This window comes from Streptomyces sp. Je 1-4 4N24 (assembly GCF_026239515.1).
GTDB lineage: Bacteria > Actinomycetota > Actinomycetes > Streptomycetales > Streptomycetaceae > Streptomyces > Streptomyces nigrescens.
The window spans coordinates 5,808,610-5,821,006 of the sequence record NZ_CP110836.1; the positions used below are offsets into that span (position 1 = coordinate 5,808,610).

The 12,397-nt window shown below is 67.4% G+C and carries 11 protein-coding genes and 1 pseudogene; 9 read left to right on the forward strand and 3 right to left on the reverse strand.

Features of this window, described 5'->3' with window-relative positions; translation table 11 throughout:
- Positions 1–58: 58 nt before the first annotated feature.
- From SLV14N_RS25420 to SLV14N_RS25430, 3 genes are all read left to right on the forward strand, one after another.
- Positions 59–391, forward strand: coding sequence for a MoaD/ThiS family protein (locus tag SLV14N_RS25420; protein ID WP_208683879.1), 333 nt, complete (start codon positions 59–61; stop codon positions 389–391).
- A complete protein-coding gene (locus SLV14N_RS25425) occupies positions 391–1,341 on the forward strand; it encodes a PLP-dependent cysteine synthase family protein (RefSeq protein WP_026169916.1) in 951 nt (316 codons plus the stop codon). The genes SLV14N_RS25420 and SLV14N_RS25425 overlap by 1 nt, the downstream gene beginning before the upstream one ends.
- A 287-nt stretch (positions 1,342–1,628) precedes the next feature.
- Positions 1,629–2,381, forward strand: a complete 753-nt coding sequence (locus SLV14N_RS25430) for an MBL fold metallo-hydrolase (RefSeq protein ID WP_208683881.1) — start codon at positions 1,629–1,631, stop codon at positions 2,379–2,381.
- Between the two features lie 157 nt (positions 2,382–2,538).
- Here SLV14N_RS25430 and SLV14N_RS25435 read toward each other — a convergent pair.
- Positions 2,539–3,642: pseudogene (locus tag SLV14N_RS25435) on the reverse strand (transposase).
- A gap of 308 nt (positions 3,643–3,950) precedes the next feature.
- On the opposite strand from SLV14N_RS25435, the gene SLV14N_RS25440 reads away from it, so the two are divergent.
- The 3 genes from SLV14N_RS25440 (at position 3,951) to SLV14N_RS25450 (ending at position 7,746) form a co-directional block, all read left to right on the forward strand.
- A complete protein-coding gene (locus tag SLV14N_RS25440) occupies positions 3,951–4,163 on the forward strand; it encodes a hypothetical protein (RefSeq protein WP_208683882.1) in 213 nt (70 codons plus the stop codon).
- A gap of 107 nt (positions 4,164–4,270) precedes the next feature.
- Positions 4,271–6,370 carry a peptidase domain-containing ABC transporter gene (locus SLV14N_RS25445; RefSeq protein WP_208683884.1) on the forward strand — a complete coding sequence of 700 codons (2,100 nt, stop codon included), beginning with the start codon at positions 4,271–4,273 and terminating at the stop codon, positions 6,368–6,370.
- Between the two features lie 11 nt (positions 6,371–6,381).
- Positions 6,382–7,746: a glycosyltransferase gene (locus SLV14N_RS25450; protein ID WP_263271203.1), complete on the forward strand. Its 1,365-nt coding sequence runs from the start codon at positions 6,382–6,384 to the stop codon at positions 7,744–7,746.
- A 192-nt stretch (positions 7,747–7,938) separates the two neighbouring features.
- Here SLV14N_RS25450 and SLV14N_RS25455 read toward each other — a convergent pair whose 3' ends face one another.
- Positions 7,939–9,204: a PTS transporter subunit EIIC gene (locus tag SLV14N_RS25455; protein WP_127151077.1), complete on the reverse strand. Its 1,266-nt coding sequence runs from the start codon at positions 9,202–9,204 to the stop codon at positions 7,939–7,941.
- Between the two features lie 253 nt (positions 9,205–9,457).
- The gene (locus tag SLV14N_RS25460) at positions 9,458–10,768 is read right to left on the reverse strand and encodes a PTS transporter subunit EIIC (protein ID WP_208688087.1); all 1,311 of its coding nucleotides are present in this window, start codon (positions 10,766–10,768) and stop codon (positions 9,458–9,460) included.
- Positions 10,769–10,999: 231 nt separating this feature from the next.
- On the opposite strand from SLV14N_RS25460, the gene SLV14N_RS25465 reads away from it, so the two are divergent.
- From SLV14N_RS25465 to SLV14N_RS25475, 3 genes are all read left to right on the forward strand, one after another.
- A complete protein-coding gene (locus SLV14N_RS25465; protein ID WP_208683897.1) occupies positions 11,000–11,239 on the forward strand; it encodes a glucose PTS transporter subunit EIIB in 240 nt (79 codons plus the stop codon).
- An 88-nt stretch (positions 11,240–11,327) separates the two neighbouring features.
- Positions 11,328–12,059 (forward strand): ribonuclease PH, encoded by a 732-nt coding sequence (gene rph, locus SLV14N_RS25470; RefSeq protein WP_208683899.1) that lies wholly within the window; start codon positions 11,328–11,330, stop codon positions 12,057–12,059.
- A gap of 170 nt (positions 12,060–12,229) precedes the next feature.
- A complete protein-coding gene (locus SLV14N_RS25475) occupies positions 12,230–12,373 on the forward strand; it encodes an SCO1431 family membrane protein (RefSeq protein WP_127151074.1) in 144 nt (47 codons plus the stop codon).
- Positions 12,374–12,397: the final 24 nt, after the last annotated feature.

Here is a 12,397-nt window from a genome sequence, read left to right on the forward strand (position 1 = left end):
GACCACCGTGCACCGGGACGCACAGCATCCGCCACCGCACTCCGACAGGAGCACTCCCATGGCCATCGAGGTCCGAATCCCGACCATCCTGCGCACCTACACCGACGGCCAGAAGGCCGTCGAGGGCAGCGGAGAGACCCTCGCCGACCTCTTCACCGACCTGGACAGCCGGCACACCGGCATCCGCGAGCGCCTTGTCGAGGGCGAGCAGCTGCGCCGCTTCGTGAACGTCTACCTCAACGACGAGGACGTCCGCTTCCTGGAGGGCATCTCCACCAAGCTCGCCGACGGCGACAACGTGACGATCCTCCCGGCCGTAGCAGGAGGTGCCGGGGCGCAGCCCCGTCCGGCAGGGGCGGCGGTCGGGCGGCGGTCGGGCGGCATGCGCTGATGCGTTACGACTCCCCGCTGGCGGCGGTCGGGAACACCCCTCTCGTCCGCCTCCCGCGCCTCTCACCCTCCGACGACGTCCGTATCTGGGCGAAGCTGGAGGACCGCAACCCCACGGGCTCGGTCAAGGACCGTCCCGCGCTGCACATGATCGAACAGGCCGAGAAGGACGGCCGGCTCACCCCCGGCTGCACCATCCTCGAACCGACCAGCGGCAACACCGGCATCTCGCTCGCCATGGCGGCCAAGCTCAAGGGCTATCGCATCGTGTGCGTCATGCCGGAGAACACCTCGTCCGAGCGGCGCGAGCTGCTCGCCATGTGGGGTGCCGAGATCATCTCCTCGCCCGCGGCCGGCGGCTCCAACACCGCCGTCCGGGTGGCCAAGGAGCTGTCCGCCGAGCACCCCGACTGGGTGATGCTCTACCAGTACGGCAACCCCGACAACGCCGGTGCGCACTACGCCACCACCGGCCCCGAGATCCTCGCCGACCTCCCCTCCGTCACCCACTTCGTGGCCGGTCTGGGCACCACCGGCACGCTCATGGGCGTCGGCCGCTATCTGCGCGAGCAGGTCCCGGGCATCCAGATCGTCGCCGCCGAACCGCGCTACGACGACGTCGTCTACGGTCTGCGCAACCTCGACGAGGGCTTCATCCCCGAGCTCTACGACGAGTCCGTGCTCACCACCCGCTTCTCGGTCGGCTCCGAGGACGCGGTCCGCCGCACCCGCGAACTCCTCGCCGAGGAAGGCATCTTCGCGGGCATCTCCACCGGCGCGGCGCTGCATGCCGCGATCGGTGTCGCCAAGAAGGCGGTCAAGGCGGGCCAGAGCGCCGACATCGTCTTCGTCGTCGCCGACGGCGGCTGGAAGTACCTCTCCACCGGCGTCTACACCGCCGAGTCGACCGAGGCCGCCATCGCCACGCTGCAGGGCCAGCTCTGGGCGTAGTACCCGGATGCCCCCGGCGAAGGCCGGGGGCACTCCGCGGACGGCGGCGGCCCGGCACAAATCCGTGACGGCAGCGGTCCTGCGTACGGGCGTACGGGGCGACAGCCCAGACTGGTGATTCCGCCCACAGCTCGCCCCGCTGGAGGAGCCACAGGACCTTTTGCGGCTTACGCTCGTGGGCACCGCACAGACCGCCAAGGACCCGGCAACACCCCGGCAGGGCCCCGCCGGGAATCCCCGCATGGACAAGCCGGCCGCCGCCCCCGCCCACGGAGGTTCACGCCCGTATGAAGCTCACTGTCGTCGGATGCTCGGGGTCGTTCCCTTCCATGGAATCGGCCTGCTCGAGCTACCTCCTGGAGGCCGACGGCTTCAGGCTGCTCCTCGACATGGGCAACGGCGCCCTGGGCGAGCTGCAGCGCCACTCCGGCCTCTATGACCTGGATGCCGTACTCCTGTCGCATCTGCATGCAGACCACTGCATCGATCTGTGCGGCTATTTCGTCGTCCGCTATTACCGCCCGGACGGCGGGCGTTGTGCGCCGATGCCGGTCTACGGGCCGGCCGGCACCGAGCGGCGGCTGACCGTCGCCCACGCCGATGTGCCGCACGACGGCGCGATGAGCGAGGTCTTCGACTTCCGCACCCTGACCCCCGGCACCTTCACCATCGGGCCGTTCACGATCCGTACGGAACGCGTCAGGCACCCGGTGGAGGCCTTCGGCTTCCGTATCGAGCACGGCGGCCGGACCCTGACGTACTCCGGGGACACCGGACCCTGCGAGGCGCTGGAGTCGCTCGCCGAGGGCGCCGACTTCTTCCTCTGCGAGGCGTCCTTCACGTACGGCAAGGAAGACATCCCGGATCTGCACCTCAACGGCCGGGAGGCCGGCGAGAGCGCCCGGCGGGCCGGCGTGGGGCGGTTGGTGCTGACCCACATCCCGCCGTGGACCGACGCCGACATCAGCATCCGCGACGCCCAGAAGGTCTATGACGGCCCGGTCGAGGCCGCCAAGGCGGGGGCCGTCTACGAGGTGTGAGCACACCACCGGGAAGGTGACGGCACCCCCGGGGGGCTCGTCCCGTCCCGGGCGGGCGGGGGATCTCGTACGGAGGCATTGCGGGGGCTGGAACGGGGGGCCGGGGAGGAGGGCTGCCGCACGAGCAGGGGGCCGTTCCCTCGGGGACGCTGTTGGTTCATTCGGCCCCTGTTGTGCCCCCGTCGAGCGTCGGCGGGGCACCGGGCTGCGAAGTGGCTGGTACGTGTGCGGGCTCGTGGTGTGCCGGTGAGGTGGGCGTCGATGCGGGCGAGGTTGATCGCGGCTCCGGTGAGCTGGTGCTGGAGACTGGTCCAGGCCCCGGTAGCGGGACCTGCGCAGGCCGCAGCGTCCGACGGCCGGGGAGATGGTGCCCCTCCACGCCGGCACGGATCTTGTAGCGCTCTTTCCAGGCGTTGGTCTGCTGCTCGGCTCGGATGGTGTGGATGACGTCGTGTCCGGCCTCTTGGTGCCGCAGCATGAGTTCCCGGCGGCGGCCCGTGGCCGAGCTGACGCATGAGCGTACATGGGGGCAAGGGTCGCAGCGACTGGCAGGGAACCGCACGCGTATGACCGGCAGACCCTTGGGCCTGGAGCAGGCGCATCCCGTCCCGGCCGATCCGTTCTGCCATTTTGTTCCGCTTCGTGCGGGGTTTGGGGAAACGGGAGTCCTCAGCCCGGGCGCCGTAGCGACGGAACCAGTCCGTCTCCACGACGCGGGTCAGCCAGTCCGGGGCGGCCTGAGCCAGCGCGTTGAGTGCTGTCCGCATCGTCTCCGCCAAAAGTTCCAGCCGATACAGGGCGGCGTGCCGACGACAGTACGTGCGAGGAGTCCGCACGGGCCCGGCTCGCGCTCTTGAGCAGCCCCTTCTCCCGGGCCGCGCCCAGCGCCCCGTCCAGCAGCCGCCGCCCGCCCCCCGATCCGGCCGGCCGCTCCCGGAACTCCGACAGAACCGAGAAGTCGAAGCCGGGATCGTCGAGAGGGAGCCCGAGTGCGTACTTGAAGTCGATCCGGGCCCGCACCGCCTCCGCGGCCTGGCGGTCGGTCAGCCCCTCCACGAACTGCAACACGGCCACCAGCGCCAGCCCAGTGGGAGACCAGGCAGGCCGGTCCCGGCAGGCGAACAGGTCCACGAAGTCCCCGTCCCGGAACAGCGGCCCCAGCTCGGGCCCGGATCGCCAGGCTCCCCTTCGGGAACGCGACACGGGCCACCCGCACCGTCTCCGCCGGAATCTCCCCCGGGCCCTTCGGCTGCATCGACATCGACACTCACCCCACACAACAATGTCGGTCTCCACGACCACAACCGGATCGTGGAGACCGACGTCACGTGAGGGTCGAATTAACCAGCAGCGTCTCTCAGGGCATGGCACCCACCATCCGGAACCGGGGTACTGGTCCGTCGATCCGGCGGCCCGAGGCGTCAGGATTCGACAGAACCCGAGTTCAGGGCCTTGAATCTGACGGTGTGTGATCTCCTTCTCTTGATCAAAACTTGCGTGGACTAGACCAGTCGTAGTGGGATGGGTATGCGTGGCCGCGCATCAACGACCAAACGACCAGGGGAACTTATGAGCCTGTCTGATCTGCGCAACATGGGCCTGTCCACTCTTCGCGACGACGAGTCCGCCGAGATCGTCGGCGGCGGCATGAGTAAGGCCCAGTGCACCTACCTGTACAACCTGATCACGACTGGCGCGACGTCGTCCCACGGCTGTGTCCCCAGCAGCAACTACCTCGACCTGTACCGGTCGAACTGCAAGGGCAAGGGGCCGAAGCTCTGATCTGCCCGGTGCACTGATCTGAAGGTACTCACCTGCCCCTGTCCGCTCGGCGGACGGGGGCAGGGTGCCGATGAGGGAAACTCACTCTCCCGAAGGAGCAAGACCCCATGAAGTGGCAGCGCTACCACGCGCATCAGGAGGGCGAGACCGACTGCGGCCCCGCCTGTATGCGTATGGTGCTCAACCGGCATGGGGTGGTGGTCGATACGGCCACGTTGCGTGAGTCCGCCGGCCTCGGTCATGGAGGTGCCTCGCTGCTTCGGCTGCGAGACGTTCTGGCGGGGTATGGCGTCGAATCGCTCCTGTTGAGGGTGTCGCCCGAAGAATTGCGTACTGCTGTCCGGAAATCTGGTCCTGCCATCGCCGTGATGAAGGAGGAAGGCCTTCTTCATTTTGTTGTCGTACATGAGGTGCGCAGCGATGGGCAGTTGATCGTCAGCGATCCCGTTCGCTTCCGGCCGGCTGTCGTAAGCCTGGAACACTTCGCCGAATGGTTCAACGGCGAAGTTCTGGTGACCGATACGCCCCAGCGGAAGCTCACCATCCGTAGCGTGCTCCAGCACGCCCGCAGGAACAGCGTTGTATGGCAGATCGCCGCAGAACGTAAACGCAGTCTGTTGGGCACCGGCCTGATAACCGCAGTCACCGCGGCCCTGCTCATTGCCAGTACCACCTTCTATCTGCAGGTTGCTGTCGACGAGTATTTGCCGACCGGAGACCTCGGCGGACTGGGTCTCTCGGCCTTGGCCGCCGCTCTGATCGCAGGTGGCGCCGCGCTCTTCCAGTACATACGGGGGCGACTGCTCATCAACTTGAGCCGTTCGCTGCAGCGTGATCTCACGCGGGCGTATACCCGCAAACTGATGCGGCTTCCACTCACCTTCTTCGCTACGCGGCGAACCGGCGATCTGGTGAGCAGGTTCAGTGATGTGCAGGCCATCCGGGGCCTGGTCGCCACCGTCACGGTCGGCGTTGCCATCGACCTGTGCACCCTGCTCCTCTCGGGTGGGTATCTCGCCTGGGCCTCGCCCCAGCTCTGCGGCATCGTGCTGGTCTCGGCCGCGGTCGATTTCATTTCGTCCTGGGCCCTGTATCCATCAGTGCGGGAGCAAGCCGAGGAAGCGCTCCAGCGGGACGCCTCGCTCAAGGCTGAGGCGTACAACGTGCTGCGGGGCCAGTTGGACGTGATCGCGCACGGTCGGCGGAAATACGCTGCGAGCCGCCTCGACCACCAGCTTGAACGGTCCATCCGGGCCGAGGTCAAGCTTGGTCGGCTGGAGAATCTGAACGGCGTCATCAAGGTGGCGAACAAGGGTATCTTCACGATCGCCGCAGCCTGGGTAGGGATGCTGCAGGTGAACTCCGGGGCCATGGCTCTCGGCGAGTTGATGAGCTTCTTCACGCTGGCCGGCTATTTCCTCGGCTCCGCGGAGCAGTTGGCCGTACTCCAGGTCTCCATCCAGCGGGACACCGCCGCGCTTGGCCGCTACCGTGACGTGAGCTCCCAGTTGGAGGACCCGCGTCTGAGCCTCAAAAGGGCGGGCAGCGGAACGGAGGCGGAGGAGGAACGCGGCAGCGAACTGCTGGTGAAAGACCTCTCGTTCCGGTATCCCGGCGTGGAAAAACCTGTCGTTTCCTCTCTGTCTTTCGTGGTCCCGCACGGGGCGAGGGTGGCCGTACGAGGCCTCAACGGCGCAGGGAAAAGTACCGTACTCAAGGTTGTGGCGGGGCTTTACCCGGAGTTCGGCGGATCGGTCGCCGTGGGCGAGACGGACATACGGGAGTTCGACGAGGATACGCTGAGGCGGCGCATCCTGTATGTCTCGGAAAATCCGCTGGTGGTTTCCGCTTCGGTTCGGGAGAACCTGACCCTCGGTGCCGAATGCTCCGGCGAGGGAATCGAACGGGCTGTTCGTGTTTCCTGTTTCGACGAGGTGGTTGCCGAACTCCCGGATGGCTACGATCAGTATCTGAAGGAGGAAGGCGGGATCCTTTCTCGGGGGCAGACTCAGCGGCTGGCCATAGCCCGGGCGGTGCTCCATTCGCCCGATGTGTTCCTCTTCGACGAAACCTTCAGCGGGATCGACGAAGACACCTACGTGCGCATCTGGAAAAATCTGGACGAATTGGATTGTTCCAAGATTATGGTGTCGCATCGCGAAGTGGCCGGTGTGGATTTCGATTTCACTATGACGGTCGGAGAATGATGGAAGCCTCCATGAGCAGCCGGACGCTCGAAGGTCTTCGTGCTGCCTGCGTCGATGAGACCGGGGAACTGGCGGAAGATCTCCACATCATTGTCAACGTTCCGGAGCCGCTGACCGACGTCCCAGTATGCGGTGAATGGAATGAACTCAATCACGCCTACCGGGAATCGGGGCGAAGTCCGCTGACCGCGGTTGTCCTGACCTGCGACGAAGAGCAGATGATTTCCGGGACGGTGGCGGCACTGGCAGATGAGGCCGACCGGATTTTGATCATCGACTCGGGGTCCACCGATCGCACGGTGGAGCTTGCTCGTGCTGCCGCGGACGGGTTGATTCAGCTCGACGTCGTGCACCGTCCCTGGCAGGACGACTTCGCTGATCAGCGGAACCACGCATTCGAGCACGTCGGCGAAGGCTGGCTGTTGTTCGTCGACGCCGACGAGCGGCTCACCGAGGGAGATTCCGGAAGGATCCGTCGCGCCGTACGCGCCGTCGATCACGTGTGCCCGGGAGCCGACCTCGTGCTGTCGCCGCGTGTCGCCGACTCCGGTGGCGGTGATGTGTACAGAGGGCTCCACCGACTGCTCAGGGCGGACAGTGCCCTGCGTTTCCGGGGCCGCGTACACGAGCACCTCTTCTACGCGGATGGCAGTGCGCCGTCCACCGTCGACGTGGACGTGGAGTTCACCCACGGTGGCTATGAGCCGGAGGTCATCGAGCGGAAGGGCAAGAAAGAGCGCGACGGCAGGCTGATCGACCTGTGCCGCCGGGAGGAACCGGGGAATCCGACGTGGGTGTTCTACTCGGCCCGGGAAGTGGTCGCCGACCGGATGGTGACCGCGTCGGCGGCCGCGGAGACGTTCGACGATCTCGTCGCCGCGGTGAGCGCGTATGGCCGTGAGGGTGCTACGGACTATGAGCGCCAACGCCGGGACGAGGCCTTCGCGTTGCTCGGCGAACTCGCCTTCCGGGCCGGAGACCCTGAACGTATCGAGCGCTGCCTGGCAGTTCTGAACGCTTTCGGGCGCACCGTGGAGCAGACGTACTTCGCGACCCTCCTGGAGAGCAGCCGGTTGGTCGCGCGGCTCTCCCAACTCGTCGACCGGCTCGACGCGGAGGCCGAACGCGGCCCGCGCGTCGGGAGCAGGCCGGCCGGCCAGTACGCCGAACTGCGGGGGCTGCTGGCCCTGTCCTGCGGCAGATACGACGATGTTCCCGACGACTATGCGCAGGCGGTCCGCCTCGGGACGAGTGAGAGTCTGGAACGGGGCCTTACCGATCTGCGCTTGATGCTCGCGCGCATTTCACGGTCCTGCCGTTCGGTCCAGGACTCGCTGCCTCAGCACGCGCCACCGCGTCGGTCCCCGGCCCCGTGAGCCCGTCCCCGGAAGGCCAAGGCGGTTCGCGCACGCGGCACGCGCCGGGTGTCCGTTCAGATGGAGCCCCTCCAGGCAGAGTCCATCCAGTGGAGCCCGTCGACTTCAGCGATGACCGGCCCCCGGAAAGAGGCGGCGGCCTCCCCGCCCGTTCAGGTGGGAGACCGCCGCCGAACTGTCCGGGAGGCCGGCTTACTTGGCCTTCTTCTCCGGCTCGGGGAGTTCCTCGTCGGGTTCGCGGCCCGGCGTCGGGAGGTTGAACTTGACGATGGCGAAGCGGAAGACCGCGTAGTAGAGCGCTCCGAAGCAGAGCCCCACCAGGGCCAGCATCCACGGCTTGGTCGCGATGCCCAGGTTGAGCAGGAAGTCGATGGCGCCGGCCGAGAAGCCGAAGCCGTCCTTCATGCCCAGAGCCCAGGTCAGCGCCATGGAGACGCCGGTCAGCACCGCGTGGATCGCGTAGAGCACGGGGGCGATGAACATGAACGTGAACTCGATCGGCTCGGTCACGCCGGTGACGAAGGCGGTCAGCGCGAGCGAGAGCATCATGCCGCCGACGATCTTGCGGCGCTCGGGGCGGGCGCAGTGCACGATCGCCAGGCAGGCGGCCGGGAGCGCGAACATCATGATCGGGAAGAAGCCGGTCATGAACTGGCCGGCGTGCGGGTCGCCGGCGAGGAAGCGGGCGATGTCACCGTGCTTGCCGTCGAAGTCGCCGGCTTGGAACCAGGGGAAGGAGTTCAGCAGGTGGTGCATGCCGACCGGGATCAGCGCGCGGTTGGCGACACCGAAAATGCCCGCGCCCACGGCGCCGGAGCCGACCAGCCACTGACCGAAGTCGTGCAGGGCCGAGCCCAGAACCGGCCAGATGTAGCCGAAGGCGATGCCGATCACCAGGCCGGCGAAGGAGGCCAGAATCGGCACCAGGCGCCGGCCGCTGAAGAAGCCCAGCCAGTCCGGGAGCTTCTTGCGGCTGTAGCGCTGATAGAGCAGGGCGACCACGATGCCCATCACCACACCGCCGAGAACGCCCGCGTCCACCGGCGGCGCGACGTCGGCTATCTTCCCGTCGACGACCTTCTGGATCTTCGGCAGGTTGTCGTCGGCGAAGGTGCCCAGCACCTGCTTGAAGACCAGGTAGCCGACGACCGCGGCCAGGCCGGTGGAGCCGTCGGCCTTCTTGGCGAAGCCGATCGCGATGCCCACGGCGAAGAGCAGCGGCATGTTGTCGAGCAGTGCCCCGCCGCCGGCCGCCATGAACTCGGCGATCTTGTTCAGGAAACCGGGGAACGACTCCCGGCCGAGCATGTCCGGCTGGCCGAGCCGCACCATCAGCGCCGCCGCAGGAAGCGTGGCGATCGGCAGCATGAGGCTGCGGCCGATGCGCTGGGCCACTGCCATGGCGCGGGAGCCGCGGCCCTGTTTGTCGGGAGCCGCCGTTGCGGTGGCCGAACTCATCGGATTCCTCCTGGTGAGGCGGGCACTCGAAGGGGGGACGGCCCGCGCTTGGTCTACACCTTGGTCTACACCACTAGTGGTTTAGACCATTCTTAGCACGTAGCCCCGACATAAAGGAATCCATTCTTCCAAGTGGTGTGGACCACATGGCGACCGGCCCCTGGTCATCGGACTCAGGGGCCGGCAAAAAGCGTCCCGGAAGGCCGGGCGGCGGCCTGTGCGGCCACTCCCGGCGGGTGTTCCGGGCCAGGTCCTACTTCACGTTCTCCCGCTCCATCGCGTCCCCCACCTCATCCGGCTCGCGGCCGGGCGTCGACAGATTGAATTTCGTGATCACGAAACGGAAGAGGGCGTAATACACCGCCGCGAAACACAGACCGATGGGAATGATCAGCCAGGGTTTGGTCGCCAGGCTCCAGTTGATGACGTAGTCGATCAGCCCCGCCGAGAAGCTGAAGCTGTCGTGCACCCCCAGCGCCCAGCTCACCGCCATCGACACACCCGTCAGCACCGCGTGGATCGCGTACAGCACCGGCGCGACGAACAGGAACGAATACTCGATCGGCTCGGTCACACCCGTCACGAACGACGTCAGGCCGACCGACAGCATCATGCCCGCGATCTCCTTGCGGCGATGCGGCTTGGCGCAGTGCGCGATCGCCAGCGCCGCCGCCGGCAGCGCGAACATCATGATCGGGAAGAACCCGGTGGTGAACTGCCCCGCATCCGCATCGCCCGCCAGGAACCGGTTGATGTCACCGTGGACGACCGTGCCGTCCGGCTTGGTGAAACTGCCGAACTGGAACCAGACGAAGGTGTTCAGGAACTGATGCAGGCCGATGACCAGCAGCGCACGGTTGGCGACACCGAAAATCCCCGAGCCCCACGCCCCCAGCCCCGACAGCCATTCACTGAAGCTCGTCAGCGCATCGCCGATCGGCTGCCACACGAACAGACACAGCACCGCGAAGACCAGGCCGACGAAGGCCATGATGATCGGGACCAGCCGGCGGCCGTTGAAGAACCCCAGCCAGTCCACCAGCTTCACCCGGTGGAAGCGCTGCCAGAGCCACGCGGACAGAAATCCCATGACGATGCCGCCGAATACCCCCGGATTCTGGAACTCCGCCTGCGTGACCGTATCGGTCCTGTCCAGGCACACACCGCTCCACAGGCCGGCCTGGGTGTAGGTCTGGCCCGCGGCGCAGCCGGACGGGAACGCGTGCAGCACCGAGAAATAGACGAGAAAACCGGTCACCGCCGCCAGCGCCGTCGACCCGTCCGCCTTCTTGGCCATACCGATCGCCACACCGATACAGAACAGCAGCGGCAGACCGAGCCCCGAATCCAGCAGCGCACCGCCCGCGGCCGCGAACACCTTGCCGACGGCGTCCCAGCCCAGCCCGTCCGCGCCGAACACATCCGGCTGGCCAAGACGGTTGAGAATCCCCGCGGCGGGCAGGACGGCAATCGGCAACTGCAGACTGCGCCCCATCTTCTGCAGGCCCTGGAAGAGGTTCGCCCCCCACCTCTTCCCCGGTGCCGCCGCCGCGTTCGCGCTCATCCCTGTCCTCCCGGCAGTCGGCCCGTCGACAACCGCCCTGGTGCTTACCGCATACTGGTGGTGTAGACCACTTAGGGGTGCGCACCGCGGCCTTTTTCCGGCTGTCCGGCGCGCACTCCGGTGATCGCCATCCTTCGTCAGACAGCGGACAAACGCCCACATAGTTGGGCTGAACGTGCGTTACGGTGTGAAACCGCACGGCGGAACCGCCGGCGGCCGAGACAAGCAGGAGTGGACATGGCCAGCAAGGCTGAGAAGATCGTCGCCGGGCTCGGCGGACTCGACAACATCGAAGAGGTCGAGGGCTGCATCACCCGCCTCCGCACCGAGGTCGTCGACTCCTCCCTCGTCGACGAGGCCGCCCTCAAGGCCGCCGGCGCCCACGGCGTCGTCAAGATGGGCACCGCGATCCAGGTCGTCATCGGCACCGACGCCGACCCCATCGCCGCCGAGATCGAAGACATGATGTGAGCTGACCCCCGGTCACTCCCGAAGGCCCCGCACCGGACGTCCACCGCCCCGGAGTGGGGCCCTCGCCGTTCCCGATAGGGTCTACGCCATGTCTCGCATCGACGGCCGCACCCCCGAACAGCTCCGCCCGGTCACCATCGAACGCGGCTGGAGCAAGCACGCCGAAGGCTCTGTCCTCATCTCCTTCGGCGACACCAAAGTCTTCTGCACCGCCTCCGTCACCGAAGGCGTCCCGCGCTGGCGCAAGGGCACCGGCGAAGGCTGGGTCACCGCCGAATACTCGATGCTGCCCCGCTCCACCAACACCCGCGGCGACCGCGAATCCGTACGCGGCAAGATCGGCGGCCGCACCCACGAGATCAGCCGCCTCATCGGCCGCTCCCTGCGCGCCGTCATCGACTACAAGGCCCTCGGCGAAAACACCATCGTCCTGGACTGCGACGTCCTCCAGGCCGACGGCGGCACCCGCACCGCCGCCATCACCGGCGCCTACGTCGCCCTCGCCGACGCCATCACCTGGGCCCAGGGCAAGAAGCTCATCCGGCACGGCCGCAAGCCCCTCACCGGAACCGTCTCCGCCGTCAGCGTCGGCATCGTCGACGGCACGCCCCTCCTCGACCTCTGCTACGAAGAGGACGTCCGCGCCGAGACCGACATGAACGTCGTCTGCACCGGCGACGGCCGCTTCGTCGAGGTCCAGGGCACCGCCGAGGCCGAACCCTTCGCCCGCGAAGAACTCAACGCCCTCCTCGACCTCGCCGTCGCCGGCTGCGCCGAACTCGACGGAGCCCAGCGGGCGGCACTGGCCCGCACGCTCTGAGCACCCGGCGCGGCACACCGGCCCGCGCCCCGGGCACCCGGAGCGCACCGCCGCCCACCGCATGAAGCCACCCACCACAGGGGGAGGACCCGCAAACCTCCCCGTGTGACCCTTTTCTCATGGGGCCTGCCGCTCTGGAAAAGCCACCACGGCACCCGCACTGTGGAGCCATGTCCACCACCGCTGCCACCGCGCCCCGCACCCGCGCCCGCACCGGCGGGCCCGGGGACGACTCCCGGCTCCTGGAGAACATCCTCGGCTGGACCCTCGTCGTCGCCCTCGCCATGCTGCTCACCCAGACCGGCCTCATCTGACGGACCCGGCCTCATCTGACGGAC